This window comes from Nocardioides pocheonensis, assembly GCF_003725535.1.
Classification (GTDB): domain Bacteria; phylum Actinomycetota; class Actinomycetes; order Propionibacteriales; family Nocardioidaceae; genus Marmoricola; species Marmoricola pocheonensis.
Genome location: NZ_RJSF01000007.1, coordinates 105,059 through 121,107 on the forward strand (window position 1 = coordinate 105,059; position 16,049 = coordinate 121,107).

Genomic DNA, 16,049 nt, shown 5'->3' on the forward strand with positions numbered 1-16,049 from the left:
CAACCTTTTCGGAGGACCGGATGTCAGTCTCCACCTCGGTCGACGCCGTCAGCGCCGACGACCTCGAGAGCTTCGGCTACCACCAGCAGCTCTCCCGCCGTGTCGGCACCTACGCGTCCTTCGCGGCCGGCTTCTCGTTCGTCTCGATCCTGACCACCGTGTTCCAGCTGTTCGGGCTGGGCTTCAGCTTCGGCGGGACCGCGTTCTTCTGGACCTGGCCCGCCGTGCTCGCCGGCCAGCTGATGGTCGCGCTGTGCTTCGCCGAGCTCGCCGCGCACTACCCGATCTCCGGCGCGATCTACCAGTGGTCGCGCCGGCTCGGCGGAGCCGTCGTCGGCTGGGCGGCCGGCTGGACGATGGTGATCGCGCAGATCATCACGGTCGCCGCCGCGGCGATCGCCCTGCAGGTGGTCCTGCCGGCCGTGTGGTCGGGCTTCCAGGTCGTCGGCAACGACCCGTCGCTCGGATCCCGTGACGGCGCCGCGAACGCCGTGCTGCTCGGGTGCCTGCTCCTGGTGGTCACCACCACGCTCAACGCCCTGAGCGTGCGCACGACCGCACTGGTCAACTCCGTCGGCGTCACCTGCGAGCTGATCGGCGTGGTGCTGCTGGTGGTGCTGCTCTTCGGCCACGCCGAGCGCGGCCCGTCGGTGGTGCTGCACACCACGAACCTCGACCACACCACCGGCTACGTCGTACCGCTGCTGATCTCGGCACTGATGGCCGCCTACGTGCTGGTCGGCTTCGACAGCGCCGGCGAGCTGTCCGAGGAGACCCACCGGCCCCGCGCCACGACGCCGCGCACGATCATCCGCGCGGTCGTCGTCTCAGGCCTGGGCGGCGCGTTCCTCATCGTCGCCGCGCTGATGTCGGCGCCCTCGCTGACCGACGGCAAGCTCGGGCTCCAGGGCCTGCCCTACGTGCTGACCAGCCAGCTCGGCACCACCACCGGCAAGCTGCTCCTGCTCGACGTGGCCTTCGCCGTCTCGGTGTGCACGCTGGCGATCCAGACCGCAGCCGCACGGATGATCTTCTCGATGGCCCGCGACCACGTGCTGCCGTTCTCGTCCCAGCTGAGCAAGGTCTCGCCGCGCACCGGTACGCCGGTCCTCGCCACGGTCGTGCCCGGTGTCGGCGCGGCCGCCTGCCTGCTCGTCAACGTGGGCAACGCCGGTCTCTTCCTCGGGCTCGCCAGCGTCTGCATCATGCTGCTCTACATCGCCTACCTGATGGTCACCGTGCCGCTCCTGGTCGGCCGGCTGAAGGGCCGCACGCTGCCGGACGGCGTCGACGAGGACGGCCGCCCGCTGTTCAGCCTCGGCCGTGCCGGGACCGTCGTGAACGTCGTCGCCGTGGCCTACGGCGCCCTCATGACGATCAACCTCGGCTGGCCGCGCGCGGAGGTCTACGACCCCGCGGGCGAGGGCTGGTACCTCCACTACCTGCCGCTGATCGCGCTCGCGGTGACTGCGGTCGGCGGCGTGGTCGCCTACCTCGGTCAGCGCACGGCGTACCACCGCGCGATCGGTGACCCGGTGGCCCCGCTCTCGCTGCCGCACCCCCAGCTGGGCGGCGCGATCGTCGAGGAGGAGGCGTGAGCTGGGCCCACGAGGTCCCGGGTGGTGCGGCCTGGTCGACGCCGGTCCGCGCCGGCCGTCTGGTGACCCTGACCGCGCTCGGCGACGACGCGAACGTCAGTGTGCTGCTCTTCGGCGCGGACCGGCTCGACCGGCTCAACGTCCCCGACACGATGAAGGCGCAGATGTCGGCCCGGATCCGGCCACCGATGGTGCTGATGTCCGACCGGGGGCTCGCGCTGGCCTCGGTGGTGTCGTCGACCAGCGACTGGCACGACTGCCTGACCGGGTTCGGCCACGACGCCCACCTCGAGCGGTTCGGCCCGTCGAGCTACGCCGCCGACCGCAACGACTGGCGCCGGTCCGCCCGGTCGGGGCTGATCAGCGAGCTGACCAAGCACGGGCTCGGCGAGGCCGACCTGCACGGGCCGGTGAACTTCTTCAGCAAGGTCGCGATCGCCGACGACGCGTCCGCGTCGCTGGCCTGGCAGGCGGGCCACACGACCGCCGGCGACCAGGTGGTGCTGCGCACCGAGCAGGACGTGCTGCTGGTGCTCTCCACGGCGCCGCACCCGCTGTCGGGCGCGGCGTACGGGCCGGCCGGCGTCCAGGTCGAGGTCGGGTCCGCGCCGTGGCCGGCCGAGGACGACGCCAGCTGGCTGTTCCGGGACGAGTCTGCGCGCGCGCTGGAGATGTGCCGGAGGGTCGTGGCATGACCAGCACCCTCGAGGCGACCGTGATCGACACGGTCGTCCAGCCCGGCGACGGCGCACTCGTCGAGGTGCCGGCCGGAGGACGACTGCGGATCGTCGACCTGCACGGCAACCAGGCCGTCGACACGCTGCTCTACGACGCCCACGACATCGCCCACCGCTACTCCGCCTTCGACACCGTGCGCGAGCAGGGCGCCGTCTTCCTGACCACCGGGTCGCGGCTGCTCTCGAACCGCCTCGACGAGCTCGCCGTGATCACCGACGACACCTGCGGGCGGCACGACACCCTCGGCGGCGCGTGCGCGCAGGAGAGCAACGTCGTCCGGTACGGCGAGCACACCCGGCATCAGCACGCCTGCCGCGAGACGTTCCTCCGGTACGGCGCACCCGCGGGCATCGGCCAGCGCGAGCTCGGGCACAACATCAACTTCTTCATGAACGTGCCCGTGACCCCGGCCGGCGACCTGACCTTCGAGGACGGTCTCTCCGCACCGGGGAAGCACGTCGAGCTGACCGCCACCCGCGACGTGCTGGTGCTGATCAGCAACTGCCCCCAGCTGAACAACCCGTGCAACGGCTGGAACCCGACGGCCGTGCAGCTGCTCGGGTGGTGGGACTGATGGCGACCCTGACCGTGCTCGACGGTGGTGCGCAGACCACCGTCCAGGACGTGCTCGGACGCACCGGCCTGTGGGACGTCGGCGTGCCGCCCTCGGGGGCCTTCGACGAGCTCACCATGGCGCTGGTCAACGCCGGCGTCGGCAACGACGTGAACGCGGCCGGCCTCGAGTGCGTGCTGCGCGGGCCCGTGCTCACGCTCGACGAGAGCCGCCTGGTCTGCGTCGGCGGTGCCGCGACGCAGGCAACGGTGGGCGGCCGGCCGCTCGCCGCCGGCCACGTGACCCGTCTCGCGGCGGGGGCCGTTCTCGACGTCGGACCCCTGCCCGGACCGGGGATGCGCGGCTACGTCGCGGTCGAAGGTGGCCTCGACGTGGCGCGGGTGCTGGGCAGCCGCGCCACCTTCATGCTGGGCGGGTTCGGCGGACTCGACGGGCGCCCGCTGATGGACGGTGACGCCCTCCCACTGGGCCGGCGGGAGAACCTGCTCGCCCCGGTGGCGCCGGTGCTGCCGACGCTCACCGAGGAGTGGGCCGTCCGGGTCGTGGCCGGTCCGCACGGCGCTCCCGAGCACCTGACCGACGAGGGTGTGGCGGCGCTGTTCACCGAGGTGTGGCAGGTCGACCACCGCGCCGACCGCACCGGGGTCCGGCTGGTGGGGCCCACCCCCGGCTGGGCGCGCACCGACGGCGGCGAGGCCGGCCTGCACCCGTCCAACGTCCACGACTCCGCCTACCCGGTGGGCGGGATCATGCTCTCCGGCGACACCCCGGTGATCGTCGGCAAGGACGGCCCGTCGCTGGGCGGCTTCGTGGTCCCGGCGGTCGTGGTCGAGGCCGACCGCTGGATGCTCGGACAGCTGCGCGCCGGCGACCGCGTCCGGCTGGTCCCGGTGACTCCGGAGGAGGCGGCCCGCGCGATGGAGGTACGCCGGGCCAGGCTCGCCGGCCTCCGCCTCGGCCGGTCCGACCCGGGCGAGGACCTCGACCCGTCGCCGGTCACCTCCCTCGCACGGCCCGAGGCGCTGCAGGAGGCGGAGGCGACGAGCACCGCGCCGGCGTACACGATCCGGCGGTCGGGCGACCGGCACCTGCTGGTCGAGGCCGGGCCGCCCGAGCTGGACCTGCGCGTGCGGGTGTGGATCCACCTCCTCGCCGAGGCGCTTCGGGCCGACCGGCCGACGGGGGTCGTCGAGATCGTCGAAGGGGTGCGATCTCTGCTGGTGGCCGTCGACACGGCCGACCTCGACCTGGAGACGGCCGGCAAGCACGTCGCCGTGCTCGCCACGGGCCTGGAGGACCCGGAGACCGCGGTGCTCCCGGCGCGCGAGGTGACGCTGCCGATCGCGTTCGACCACCCGGCTGCCCATGAGGCGATGCGGCGCTATGCGACGTCGGTGCGTCCGGACGCGCCCTGGTGCCCGGACAACGTGGAGTTCATCCGCCGGGTCAACGCGCTCCCGGTCCGGGACGAGGTGTTCGACGTGGTTTCGGCCGCGACGTACCTCGTCGTGGGCCTCGGCGACGTCTACCTCGGCGCGCCCGTCGCAGTGCCGATCGACCCGCGGCACCGGCTGGTCACCACGAAGTACAACCCGGCGCGCACCTGGACGCCGGAGAACGCCGTGGGGATCGGGGGCATCTACCTGTGTGTCTACGGGATGGAGGGACCGGGCGGCTACCAGCTGGTCGGCCGGACCGTCCCGGTCTGGCGGCTCTCGGACCGAGACGAGCAGCCCTGGCTGCTGCGGCAGTTCGACCGGATCCGGTTCCGCCCCGTGACCGCCGACCAGCTCGCCGAGCAGCGGCGGGCGATCAAGGAGGGCCGGGCCGACCTCGAGGTCGCACCGGCGACGTTCTCGCTGGCCGAGGTCCGGAGCCTCGAGCACGAGGCGGGCGACGAGATCGCACGCGTCCGCGCGCTGCGGCGCTCAGCGTTCGACGAGGAGAGGAAGCGGTGGCTGGCATGACCGGACCGGTGTTCATCTCGACGCTGTCCGAGGAGCAGCGCGCGGTCTACGGCGGCGACGGTCCGCTGGCCGGCCTCACCTTCGCGATCAAGGACAACATCGACCTCGCCGGGCTGCCCACCACGGCGGCCGATCCGCGCAACACGGAGCCCGCTGCGGAGTCGGCGTTCGTCGTCGAGCGGCTGGTCGAGGCGGGGGCCGTCCCCGTCGGCAAGACCAACCTCGACCAGTACGCCACGGGGCTGGTCGGCACCCGCACGCCGTACGGCGCGTGCACGTCGGTCTACTCCGACACGCACGTGAGCGGGGGCTCGAGCTCGGGCAGCGCCGTGGCGGTCGCCCGCGGTCTGGCGGACTTCGCCCTGGGGACCGACACCGCCGGCAGCGGCCGCGTGCCGGCGGCCTTCAACGGGCTCGTCGGCGTGAAGCCGAGCCGGGGTCTGGTCTCCACCCGCGGCGTCGTCCCGGCCTGCCGCACGCTGGACTGCGTGACCGTGATGGCGCGGTCCGTGGCCCTGGCCCGACGCGTCTTCGACGTGATGCACGCGTACGACGACCGCGACCCCCTCGCCCGCCGGCTCACGCAGGTCGCGCTGCCGGTCGGGCCACCGGTGATCGGCGTGCCCCAGGGCGACCTGGGCCTCGACGCCGGCCACGACCTGGCCTGGAAGCAGGCGGTCGAGCACGCCCACGAGCTCGGTGCGGTCGTCCCGGTCGACGTGACCCCGCTGCTCGAGGCGGCCGAGCTGCTCTACTCCGGACCCTGGCTGGCCGAGCGGTGGCTGGCGTTCGGAGACCGGATGGACGACGACCCCGCGGTGGACCCGACCGTCCGCGACATCGTCCGGCGCGGGGCGGCGCTGACGGCTGCGGACGCCTTCGCCGGCTTCGGACGGCTCGCCGAGCTGGCCCGCGCAACCGAGCCGCTGTGGTCCCGCCTGGACGCGCTGCTGCTCCCGGTCACGCCGACCCACCCCACCCTCGCCGAGGTCGCCGCGGACCCGGTCGGGGTCAACGCGCGGCTCGGCAGGTTCACCAACATGGCGAACCTGCTGGACCTCTGCGCCGTGGCCGTGCCGGGCCCGCCGCGCGCCGACGGGCTGCCGTTCGGCGTCCAGCTGCTCGCCCCGGCGGGCCACGACCTCGCCCTGCTCGACCTCGCGGCCACCTGGTGCGGCGAGCCGGCCGCAGCCGGCGAGGGACGCGAGGCCGACGACGTGATGCTCGCGGTCGCGGGTGCGCACCTGAGCGGGCAGCCGCTCAACGGCGAGCTGCTCCGGCGGGGCGCGACGCTCGCGCACACCACCCGCACCGCGCCCGACTACCGGATGTTCCTCGTCGACGGACCGCTGCCGCGGCCCGGGCTCACCCGGGTGCGCGGCGGGACGTCGCCGGGCGAGGGCGTCGAGGTCGAGGTGTGGCGACTGCCGGCGACGCAGCTGGCCGGCTTCACGGCCACGGTGTTGCCCCCGCTCGCGCTCGGACCGCTCGAGCTCGCCGACGGGTCGTCGGTGCTCGGGTTCGTGTGCACCGCCGACGGCGCCGACCCCGCGCGCGACATCACGGGGTTCGGCGGCTGGAGGGCGTGGCTCGCGTCGCGGTCGTGAGCCTCAGGCGGTGACCGACTCCATCACCGGTACGACGGCCCCGTGGGTCGGCGCGAGCCAGACGTCGAGGTCCGGGCGCAGCCCGAGCGAGCGGTGGTGCGCCCGGGTGACGGTCACGGTGATCTCCTCGTGGGCTGCGTCGAGGAGCTCGACGGTGAGCCGCACCTCGAAGCCCACCCGCAGCTCGCGGACGACCCGGGCCGGGATCGAGCCGGCGATGCCCGGGTGCGTGAACACCTCGATGTCGTGCGGTCGGTGGAGCACACCGTTGATCTCCGTGGTGGGGCCGAGGAAGCGCATCACGAAGTCGTTGGCCGGGGCGTCGTACAGCTGGTCCGGGGTGCCGACCTGCTCGACCCGGCCCTCGTTGATCACGACGATCTCGTCGGCGACCTCGAGCGCCTCCTCCTGGTCGTGCGTGACGAAGATGGTGGTCACGTGCACCTCGTCGTGCAGCCGGCGCAGCCACTCGCGCAGCTCCTTGCGCACCTTGGCGTCCAGGGCACCGAAAGGCTCGTCGAGCAGCAGGACGTTCGGCTCGATCGCCAGCGCCCGGGCGAGGGCCATCCGCTGACGCTGGCCCCCGGAGAGCTGCGACGGCAGCCGGTCGGCGAACTGGGTCAGGTGCACGAGGTTGAGCAGGTCGTCGACCTTCTGCTTGACCTCGGCCTTGGGCCGCTTGCGGATCTCGAGGCCGAACGCGACGTTCTTCGCCACGCTCATGTGCTTGAACGCCGCGTAGTGCTGGAACACGAAGCCGACGTTGCGCTTCTGTGCCGGCAGGTGGGTCGCGTCTGTGCCCTCGATCGTCACCGCACCCGAGTCGGCGTTCTCGAGGCCCGCGATGATCCGCAGCAACGTCGACTTGCCGCCGCCGCTCGGGCCCAGGAGGGCGGTCAGCCGGCCCGAGGGGATGGTCAGGCTGACGTCGTCGAGGGCGACGAAGGGCTCCTTTCCTGAGCCTGCCGAAGGGAAGCGCTTGGTGATGTGGGAGATGTCGATGCTCATCGGTCGTACCTCATGTTCTGGACTCAGGCTTCTTGCTTCGGGCGCAGGACCGAGACGATGACGATGCAGACCACCGACGCCACGGCCAGCAGGAACGACAGCGCGTACGCCGTCGGCTGGTCGAAGTTCTGGTAGCGCTGGTCGACCAGCAGGGTGGCCGTCTGGGTCGAGCCGACCACGTTGCCGGACACGACCTTCACCGCGCCGTACTCTCCGAGCGAGCGGGCGAGCGCCAGCACGACGCCGTACACCAGCGCCCACTTGACGCCGGGCAGCGTGATCCGGCGCAGCGTCTGGAACGAGCTCGCGCCGAGGCTGCGGGCCGCCCACTCCTGGTCGTCGCCGATCTCCTCCAGCACCGGCACGACCTCGCGGATCACCAGCGGCAGCGCCACGAAGGTGGTCGCGAGGACCATCCCGGGCGTCGAGAAGATGATCTGGACGCCGGCGTCCGCGAGGGCCGGGCCGAGCCATCCGCTGCGGGGGTTGTACACCAGCAGCAGGGCGAGCCCGACCACCACCGGCGAGACCGACAGCGGCACGTCGAGCAGGGCCGAGAGGAGCCGCTTGCCGGGGAACTCGTAGCGCACCAGCAGGATCGAGATGGTCACCCCGAAGACGAGGTTGATCGCCACCGAGCTGAGCGCGACGATCGCCGTGAGCTGCAGCGCGTGGGTCACCTCGGGGTCGGCGAAGGCCTTCGACAGCGCGCTGAAGCCGCCGTCGAACGTGTGCGTCACGACCAGGGAGACCGGCCAGGCCACGAGGAGCACCAGGTAGCCCACGACGACGGTGCGCAGGACGAGCCGCAGCAGCGGGGAGGACCTAACCACGGCGGCTCACCCGCCTCTGGATCAGGTCGAGCACGACGATGACGACGAGCGCCACGACGAGCAGGACCGAGGCGATCACCGACGCAGCGGCCAGGTTGTCCCCCTCGATGTAGCCGATGATCCTGACCGAGGCGACCTCGGTGTTGAACGGCCGGTTGCCGGAGAGCAGGACCAGCGACCCGTACTCGCTGATCGCCCGGGCGAAGGAGAGCGCGGCTCCCGCCGCGACCGCCGGGACCAGGCTGGGCAGGATCACGCGGCGGAAGGTCGTCAGGGCGCTCGCCCCGAGCGACGAGGCAGCCTCCTCGACATCCCGGTCGAGCTCCTCCAGCACCGGTTGGGTGGTGCGGACGACGAAGGGCAGCGTCACGAACGCCAGCGCCAGGAACACCGCCGGACGGGCGTTGGCGACGTCGATCCCGAGCGGGCTCCGCGGCCCGTACAGGAGCAGCAGCACGAGCCCGGCCACGATCGTCGGCAGCGCGAACGGGAGGTCGATCACCACGTCGAGGATCGCGGCTCCCGGGAACCGCTCGCGAACGAGCACCCAGGCGATCGTGGTCCCCATCACGACGTTCAGCGCCGTGACGAGCAGGGACTCGCCGACGGTCAGCTTCAGCGCGGCGAGCGTCTGGGGGTTCGTGAGGGTGTGCCAGAAACCGCTCCAGCCGCCGTTGGTCGCCTGGACGACCACCGCGGCGAGTGGGATCAGCACGAGCAGGCTGAACCAGATCAGCGAGGTGCCCAGCGCGAGCCCGCTGCCGCGCCCGAGCGCGTTGACCGACCGGGCCGGGCGGTGCTCACGCACCGCCCGGCCGGCGACCTCCCGAGGGAGGGTGGAGGTCGTCTGACTCACTGCGTCTTCCCGGTGGCTTCCTGGATGGTCGGGACGATCGCGCCGTCGTCGAAGAACTTCTTCTGCGCCGCCGGCCAGCCGCCGAAGTCGCCCTCGATGGTGAGCAGCTTCGCGGGGGTCGGGAACGGGTTCGACGGGTCGTTCGCTCCCTCGACGTCGGCGGTCACGCCGTCCACCACCGGCCGGTAGCCGGACTTCACGAAGTCCTTCTGCGCCTCCGGGGTGTAGAGGAAGTCCAGGAACTTCTTCGCCGCGGGCGTCGCGTCCTTGGTGACGGCCGCCGGGGTCTCGATGAGCAGGGTCTGGTCCGGGACGATGTAGTCGACGTCCTGGTCGTTCTGCCGGGCGAGGATCGCCTCGTTCTCGTAGGAGATCAGGGCGTCACCGTTGCCGCCGGTGAAGGAGGTCAGCGCGTCGCGCGCCGAGCCGGGCAGCGAGACCGCGTGCTGGAAGAACTTCGTCAGGTAGTCCTTCGCCTGGTCCTCGGTGCCGCCCTGGGCCAGCACGTGGCCGTACGCCGCCAGCGTGTTCCAGCGGGCACCACCGGACGAGGCGGGGTTCGGCGTGACGATCTGGATGCCCGGCTTGACGAGGTCGTCCCAGCCCTCGATGTGCTTCGGGTTGCCCTTGCGGACGACGATCACGACGACGGAGTCGGCGACGATGCCCTTGTCCGGGCCGGCGTTCCAGTCAGCGGCCACCTGCCCGCCGTCGACGAGGCGGGTCACGTCGCTCTCGAGGGAGAAGTTCACGAAGTCGGCCTTGAGGCCGCCCGCGACGGCACGGCTCTGGTCGCCCGAGGGGCCGTAGGACTCCTTGAAGGACACGTCCTTCCCGCCCGAGGTCTTCTCGAAGGCCGCCTCGATCGACTTGAACGCGGTCTGCGGCGTGGAGTACGCGACCAGGTTGATCGTGTTCGACGAGGACGCCGCGTCGGAGGTCGCGCCGCAGCCGGTGAGCGCCGCGAGGGCGGCGGTGACTCCGGCTGCGAGGGCCAGGCCTCGTCGACGACCCTGGTGCGGGGTGACGGCGTGCTTGCTGGTCATGCGTGTGCTCCTTCATACGGGCCCGAGTCGGTTACTTAGTCGCGTAAGTTACTACAGTTTAGTACTTCAATGCCAAATCAGAGCGAGTGAGGCGCGTCACGTGAGCGCTTGGCTGCTGAGATCGGCTCCAGATCCGGGAAGTGCCGACTATCGTGGTAGCGGAGGAGGGCCACTAGAACGTGTTCTATTCCGGCCCTAGGATGACCGCCATAGCATCGGTGTGCGCCGTGGGGCGCACGCAGCCGCCCCCTGGCTGCATTCGAGGAGAAGAAGGCGTTTCGCGTGGCCAAGCAGGTCCAGCAGCTCGACCGGGTGATCATCCGCTTCGCGGGCGACTCCGGTGACGGCATGCAGCTCACCGGAGACCGGTTCACCCAGGAGTCCGCGGCGTTCGGCAACGACCTCGCGACGTTCCCGAACTTCCCCGCCGAGATCCGCGCGCCCCAGGGCACGCTGCCGGGGGTCTCGTCGTTCCAGGTGCACTTCGCCGACCACGACATCCTGACCGCGGGCGACGCGCCCGACGTGCTCGTCGCGATGAACCCCGCCGCCCTGAAGGCGAACCTCGCCGACATGGTGCCCGGCACGGCGATCATCGTCGACTCCCACGACTTCTCCGGCCGCAACCTCGCCAAGGCCGGTTACGAGTCCAACCCGCTCGACGACGACGGTCCCGGCAGCCTCGCCGCGACGTACAACCTCTCGGTGCTGGACCTGACCGGCATGACCGTCGAGGCGGTCAAGGAGTTCGGGCTGTCCCGCAAGGACGCCGCTCGTGCGAAGAACATGTTCGCGCTGGGCCTGCTGTCGTGGATGTACGGCCGCCCGACCGAGACCACGATCGACTTCCTGACCGCGCGGTTCGCCAAGGCGCCCGACATCCGCGACGCGAACATCACGGCCTTCAAGGCCGGCTGGAACTTCGGTGAGACCACCGAGGCGTTCGTGGTCCAGTACGAGATCAAGCCCGCGGCGATGCCGGTCGGCACCTACCGCAACATCTCGGGCAACCTCGCCCTGGCCTACGGGCTGGTGGCGGGCGGCGTGCAGACCGGGCTGCCGGTGTTCCTCGGCTCCTACCCGATCACCCCGGCCTCGGACATCCTGCACGAGCTGAGCAAGCACAAGCGGTTCGGCGTCACCACGTTCCAGGCCGAGGACGAGATCGCCGGCATCGGCGCTGCCCTGGGGGCGTCGTTCGCGGGCGCGCTCGGGATCACCACCACGTCGGGCCCCGGCATCGCGCTGAAGTCCGAGACGATCGGGCTGGCGGTGATGACCGAGCTGCCGCTGGTGATCATCGACGTCCAGCGCGGCGGCCCCTCGACCGGCCTGCCGACGAAGACCGAGCAGGCCGACCTGCTCCAGGCGATGTTCGGCCGCAACGGCGAGGCGCCGGTGCCGATCGTGGCGCCGCAGTCGCCGGGCGACTGCTTCTCCGCGGCGCTCGAGGCCGTGCGGATCGCGGTCACCTACCGCACGCCGGTGATGCTGCTCTCCGACGGCTACCTGGCCAACGGCTCCGAGCCGTGGCGGATCCCGGAGATCTCCGAGCTCCCGACCGTCGACCCCGCCTTCGCGACCGGGCCGAACAAGGTCTCGGTCGCCGACGACGGCACCGAGACGCACACCTTCTGGCCCTACCTGCGCGACGAGGAGACCCTCGCGCGTCCCTGGGCGATCCCGGGCACCCCGGGCATCGAGCACCGCATCGGTGGTCTCGAGAAGGGTGACGGTCACGGGAACATCTCCTACGACCCCGCCAACCACGACTACATGGTCCGGATCCGGCAGGCGAAGGTCGACCGGATCGCCGAGTCGCTGCCGCCGCTCGAGGTGGACGACCCGTCCGGCAGGGCTCGCGTCCTCGTGCTGGGCTGGGGCTCGACGTACGGCCCGATCGGCGCCGCGTGCCGGCGGGTCCGCAAGGACGGCCTGGACGTCGCGCAGGTGCACCTGCGCCACCTCAACCCGTTCCCGAAGGACCTCGGCGAGATCCTCAAGCGGTACGACGCCGTGATGATCCCCGAGATGAACCTCGGACAGCTCTCGCTGCTGATCCGGGCGAAGTACCTCGTCGACGTGGTCGGCTACAACCAGGTCAACGGCATGCCGCTCAAGGCCGCCGAGCTGGCCGAGGCGATCACCGACCTGATCGCCCACACCGGGCCCGTGCCGACCACCGACGCGACCGGCGAGATGGAGGCCGTGAAGTGACCACCCAAGAGCTGCCGTTCCCCGGCCTGGCCGGCGTGCCGACCGCCGACGGCCCGCAGAACCGCAAGGAGTACACCTCCGACCAGGAGGTCCGGTGGTGCCCCGGCTGCGGCGACTACGCCGTGCTCGCCGCGGTGCAGGGCTTCCTGCCCGAGCTCGGCCTGCGCCGGGAGAACATCGTGTTCGTCTCCGGCATCGGCTGCTCGTCGCGGTTCCCGTACTACCTCGACACCTTCGGCATCCACTCGATCCACGGCCGCGCGCCGGCGATCGCGACCGGCATCGCCACCGCGCGGGAGGACCTCTCGGTCTGGGTCGTCACCGGTGACGGCGACGCGCTCTCGATCGGTGGCAACCACCTGATCCACGCGATGCGGCGCAACGTGAACCTGAAGATCCTGCTGTTCAACAACCGGATCTACGGGCTCACCAAGGGTCAGTACTCCCCCACCTCGGAGCCGGGCAAGATCACCAAGTCCACCCCGCTGGGCTCGGTCGACCACCCGTTCAACCCGGTCTCGCTGGCCCTCGGCGCCGAGGCCACCTTCGTCGCGCGCACGATCGACTCCGACCGCAAGCACCTCACCTCGGTGCTGTCGGCCGCTGCGGCCCACCGCGGCACGGCGCTGGTGGAGATCTACCAGAACTGCCCGATCTTCAACGACGGCGCGTTCGACGCGGTCAAGGACAACGACACCAAGGTCGACGCGATCATCCCGCTCGTCCACGGTGAGCCGATCCGCTTCGGTGCCCCCGGCGAGGACGGCCTCGGCAGCAAGGGCATCGTCCGCTCGGCGTCCGGCGGCGTCGAGGTCGCGCAGGTCGCCGAGGTCGGCACCGACGCCCTCGTCGTCCACGACGCGCACAACGCCGACCCGTCGACCGCGTTCGCGCTGTCGCGGCTCACCGACGCCGGTGTGCTGCACCAGTCGCCGATCGGGATCTTCCGCGACGTCGACCGGCCGACGTACGACGACCAGGCGCGCCAGCAGATCGCCCAGGCCGGCCAGGACCAGGGTGACCCGCAGGTGGCGCTGGCCGGGCTGATCTCGGGCAGCGACACCTGGACCATCGTCTAGCCCGTTCGTTCAGGCGGTCCCGGACGCCTCGGCGAGCGCCTTGAGCTTCGCCAGCCCCTTCTCGAAGTCGGGGCCGACGAGCTTGTCGGCGTTCACGAAGCGCGCGAACAGCTTCGCCACGCCTGTGTGCGTGCCGGTCATCGTCCAGGTCACCTGCGTGCCCTCGCCTGCCGGCGCGAACGTGAAGTCGACCTGGTTCGTCGCCCGCCACGGCTTGAGGAACTGCAGCTCGATCCGCACCGACTCCGGCGTCGCCGCGACGATCTCCATGGAGCCCGCCCCCGCCCGGCGACCGCCCTCCCAGGCGTACCGCGCACCGACACCGGACTCCGCGCCGGTGTAGGTGCGCCGCAGGTCGCCGAGGTCCTCCCAGGGCGACCACTGCCGCCAGGCGCGGAAGTCCTCGACGAGTGCCCGGACCGTCTCGGGTCGGGCCGCGACCACGGCGGACCGGGTCACGACGAAGCTCGACATGCGGCTCACTCTAGAGTCGTCGCGTGGCGGAACGTCGTGGCGGCCTGGGGTACGGCGTCGCGGCGTACCTGCTCTGGGGGCTGTTCCCGCTGTACTGGCCCTTGCTCGAACCCGCCGGAGCGGTGGAGATCCTCGCCCACCGCGTCGCGTGGTCGCTGCTCACGATGCTGGTGGTGGTGACCGCATCGCGTCGGCTGCCGCAGCTCCGCCGGATCTTCCGCAAGCATCGTGAGCGCAACCTGCTCACGGTCGCCGCGGTGGTCGTCGCCGTGAACTGGGGCACCTACATCTGGGGCGTGAACCACCACCGGGTCGTGGAGACGTCGCTGGGCTACTTCATCAACCCACTTGTCACCGTGCTGATGGGCGTGGTGATCCTGCGCGAGCGGCTGCGTCCGTGGCAGTGGGCCGCGCTCGGCATCGCCACCGTCGCGGTCGTCGGCCTCACCGTGGACTACGGCCACCCACCCTGGGTCGCGCTCACGCTGGCCTTCTCCTTCGGCACCTACGGGCTGGCCAAGAAGCAGGCCGACGTCGAGGCCGTGGAGAGCCTGACCTACGAGACCCTGGTGCTCGTGCCGATCGCGCTCGCCTACCTCTTCTGGCTCGGCGCCGCCGGCGACGGCCACTTCGTCGGCCACGGCCCCGGGCACAGCCTGCTGCTGGCCTCGACCGGCATCGTCACCGCCGTGCCGCTGCTCTGCTTCGGAGCCGCGGCGATCCGCGTCCCGATGACCACGCTGGGCCTGCTGCAGTACCTCGCCCCGATCCTGCAGTTCCTCCTCGGCGTCACCGTGCTCGGCGAGCACATGTCGGCGATCCGCTGGCTCGGCTTCGCCCTGGTCTGGGTCGCCCTGGTCGTCTTCACCCTCGAGGCCGGTCAGTACCGCCGCCAGCAGTCGCGGCTGGCGGTCGGCGCGTCTGCTGTGTGACGACCATGGCTGGCTCAGCTTGCCGAAGCCAGGTCAGTGGGAGGCGGTCCGTACCGGGCGAACCGGCGGCGAGAACGGAGTACGGCGCGCGGCGGGGTCTCATCGTCGGCCGCGAGACTGCGGAGCGTCGGTGGTTGAGGTGCGAGCGCCAGCGAGCCTCGAAACCACCCGCCGGGCCGGACCCCAACCCCGGCGGTTGAGCTTGCCGAAACCACTGTCGTCCGGAGGCGGCCGGTGCCCGGGGGATCCGGCCAGCACCGCTCGCTCGCCCGCGACCGGCGTCCGGGCATGCCGCTGGCCCGGCGCGTGCGCCGGGTGCGGGGCGGGCTGGCTACTGGTCGGGTGGATCCGCCGGGCTGGGCACGGCCGGCGGGCTCAGATCGGTGGTGCCGCTGCGGTCGCGCAGCCAGGCGTAGCCGTGGGGGCTGCGCCAGAGGTACTCACCCGGCGTGAGCATCGTGTAGGTCCATCCGCCGTGGGTCTTCAACCGGTGGTGGCGTCTGCAGAGGGCAGCGAGGTTGTCGCTGGACGTGGGACCGCCCGACTCCCAGGGGACGATGTGGTCCTTGTCGCAGGACCGCGCTGGTCGGTTGCACCAGGGGAACACGCAGGTGCGATCGCGGAGCTCGACCTGCTCGGTCAGGGTGGGGCTCGGCTGGTAGCCGGTCGAGTGCAGGGTTGCGGCGAGGTCGAGGACGGGCCTGACCGTCACCTTGGTGGTCGAGCCTGCCCTGCACCAGCCGGCGACCTGCCCAGCCGTGACCAGGTGCCCGCCGGCATTCTCCAGCCACGCCGGTGCGAGCCGGTCGCCGGAGGTCAGTGCGGCTTCGGAGAGGTGCACGTAGAGCACCACGGCGCGGGCCTTCGGGCTGGTTGAGCCGCTCAGTTGGGTGGTTGAGCCTGCCGAAACCACCGCCGCCTCGAACTCGATGGCCTGCTGACCCCGAGCGAGCATCCCGACCGCGAGTGACCGGCGCACGTCGAGGGACTCCTCGTTCCCGAGAACCTTGAGTTGTTCGGCGCCCCGCCGGACGGCGTCGTCGAGGTCGATGGCATCGGCGAGGTCGAGCTCGCCGTGGACCCGGGAGGTGCCGGCGAAGGAGACCTGGTCGTGGTCGAT

Annotated in this window: 14 protein-coding genes; 8 read left to right on the forward strand and 6 right to left on the reverse strand. The window is 71.5% G+C overall.

Going from position 1 to position 16,049, the window contains the following annotated elements; all coding sequences use genetic code 11:
- The first annotated feature begins 20 nt into the window (after positions 1–20).
- The 5 genes from EFL26_RS03690 to atzF are packed head-to-tail and all read left to right on the forward strand — an operon-like array spanning position 21 to position 6,484.
- Positions 21–1,598: an amino acid permease gene (locus tag EFL26_RS03690; RefSeq protein WP_123221538.1), complete on the forward strand. Its 1,578-nt coding sequence runs from the start codon at positions 21–23 to the stop codon at positions 1,596–1,598.
- The gene (locus tag EFL26_RS03695) at positions 1,595–2,293 is read left to right on the forward strand and encodes a DUF1989 domain-containing protein (protein WP_123221539.1); all 699 of its coding nucleotides are present in this window, start codon (positions 1,595–1,597) and stop codon (positions 2,291–2,293) included. The genes EFL26_RS03690 and EFL26_RS03695 overlap by 4 nt, the downstream gene beginning before the upstream one ends.
- On the forward strand, positions 2,290–2,910 hold the full coding sequence (locus EFL26_RS03700) for an urea amidolyase associated protein UAAP2 (RefSeq protein WP_123221540.1): 621 nt from the start codon (positions 2,290–2,292) through the stop codon (positions 2,908–2,910). Before EFL26_RS03695 ends, EFL26_RS03700 begins: the two co-directional genes overlap by 4 nt.
- The gene (locus tag EFL26_RS03705; RefSeq protein WP_123221691.1) at positions 2,910–4,877 is read left to right on the forward strand and encodes a 5-oxoprolinase/urea amidolyase family protein; all 1,968 of its coding nucleotides are present in this window, start codon (positions 2,910–2,912) and stop codon (positions 4,875–4,877) included. The genes EFL26_RS03700 and EFL26_RS03705 overlap by 1 nt, the downstream gene beginning before the upstream one ends.
- The gene (gene atzF / locus EFL26_RS03710) at positions 4,874–6,484 is read left to right on the forward strand and encodes an allophanate hydrolase (RefSeq protein WP_123221541.1); all 1,611 of its coding nucleotides are present in this window, start codon (positions 4,874–4,876) and stop codon (positions 6,482–6,484) included. Before EFL26_RS03705 ends, atzF begins: the two co-directional genes overlap by 4 nt.
- Before the next feature lie 3 nt (positions 6,485–6,487).
- Here the strand turns inward: atzF and EFL26_RS03715 are convergent, their stop codons facing one another.
- Genes EFL26_RS03715 through EFL26_RS03730 form a run of 4 tightly spaced genes read right to left on the reverse strand, consistent with a single transcriptional unit; the run spans position 6,488 to position 10,227 of the window.
- Complete coding sequence (locus EFL26_RS03715) at positions 6,488–7,492, reverse strand: sulfate/molybdate ABC transporter ATP-binding protein (protein WP_123221542.1); 1,005 nt, start codon at positions 7,490–7,492, stop codon at positions 6,488–6,490.
- A gap of 23 nt (positions 7,493–7,515) precedes the next feature.
- Entirely contained in the window at positions 7,516–8,325 is an 810-nt protein-coding gene (locus EFL26_RS03720; protein ID WP_221176832.1) for a sulfate ABC transporter permease subunit, read from the reverse strand.
- The gene (cysT, locus tag EFL26_RS03725; RefSeq protein WP_221176833.1) at positions 8,318–9,181 is read right to left on the reverse strand and encodes a sulfate ABC transporter permease subunit CysT; all 864 of its coding nucleotides are present in this window, start codon (positions 9,179–9,181) and stop codon (positions 8,318–8,320) included. The genes EFL26_RS03720 and cysT overlap by 8 nt, the downstream gene beginning before the upstream one ends.
- A complete protein-coding gene (locus EFL26_RS03730; RefSeq protein WP_123221543.1) occupies positions 9,178–10,227 on the reverse strand; it encodes a sulfate ABC transporter substrate-binding protein in 1,050 nt (349 codons plus the stop codon). The genes cysT and EFL26_RS03730 overlap by 4 nt, the downstream gene beginning before the upstream one ends.
- 282 nt (positions 10,228–10,509) lie before the next feature.
- On the opposite strand from EFL26_RS03730, the gene EFL26_RS03735 reads away from it, so the two are divergent.
- On the forward strand, positions 10,510–12,444 hold the full coding sequence (locus EFL26_RS03735) for a 2-oxoacid:acceptor oxidoreductase subunit alpha (protein ID WP_123221544.1): 1,935 nt from the start codon (positions 10,510–10,512) through the stop codon (positions 12,442–12,444).
- Positions 12,441–13,523, forward strand: a complete 1,083-nt coding sequence (locus EFL26_RS03740; RefSeq protein WP_123221545.1) for a 2-oxoacid:ferredoxin oxidoreductase subunit beta — start codon at positions 12,441–12,443, stop codon at positions 13,521–13,523. The genes EFL26_RS03735 and EFL26_RS03740 overlap by 4 nt, the downstream gene beginning before the upstream one ends.
- A 9-nt stretch (positions 13,524–13,532) precedes the next feature.
- Here EFL26_RS03740 and EFL26_RS03745 read toward each other — a convergent pair whose 3' ends face one another.
- Positions 13,533–13,997 carry an SRPBCC family protein gene (locus tag EFL26_RS03745; RefSeq protein WP_123221546.1) on the reverse strand — a complete coding sequence of 155 codons (465 nt, stop codon included), beginning with the start codon at positions 13,995–13,997 and terminating at the stop codon, positions 13,533–13,535.
- A 23-nt stretch (positions 13,998–14,020) separates the two neighbouring features.
- Here EFL26_RS03745 and rarD point away from each other — a divergent pair, with 23 nt between their 5' ends.
- Entirely contained in the window at positions 14,021–14,929 is a 909-nt protein-coding gene (gene rarD, locus EFL26_RS03750) for an EamA family transporter RarD (protein WP_221176834.1), read from the forward strand.
- A 331-nt stretch (positions 14,930–15,260) separates the two neighbouring features.
- Here the strand turns inward: rarD and EFL26_RS03755 are convergent.
- On the reverse strand, positions 15,261–16,049 hold a 789-nt coding region (locus tag EFL26_RS03755), incomplete at its 5' end, for an HNH endonuclease signature motif containing protein (RefSeq protein WP_148046628.1).